Origin of the sequence: uncultured Microscilla sp., assembly GCF_947493425.1 — a bacterium.
GTDB lineage: Bacteria > Bacteroidota > Bacteroidia > Cytophagales > Microscillaceae > Microscilla.
Window position 1 is genome coordinate 1 of the sequence record NZ_CANLRP010000628.1, and the last position, 271, is coordinate 271.

1 pseudogene is annotated in these 271 nt (G+C 42.1%); it reads right to left on the reverse strand.

Annotation, left to right across the window (positions count from 1 at the left end):
- Window positions 1–271, reverse strand: a pseudogene (locus Q0954_RS34770) (RNA-guided endonuclease TnpB family protein); the annotation flags it as partial.

Below are 271 nucleotides of genomic sequence, written 5' to 3' on the forward strand. Positions count from 1 at the left end.
GGTTATTGCTGGGAAGTGGTTGGGTGGTCGTTGAAAACATAATAGAAATATAGAAACCATCCGATTCTTTGATGATGGTTGCTCGCTTAAGTTTGGCTTTTTTGGGAATTTCTCGTGAGTAGAAGGTTTTGACCTCACCTAGCTTTGGAAGAACAAAACGACCAGCCTCACAGTTGTCACGGGTGACTGACTTTAGAGTGATGGAGTTGTATTTGCCTTTTTTCGCCCATTTGGGAAAGCCACCACCTTTAAAGAAAGATTGATAGGCTTT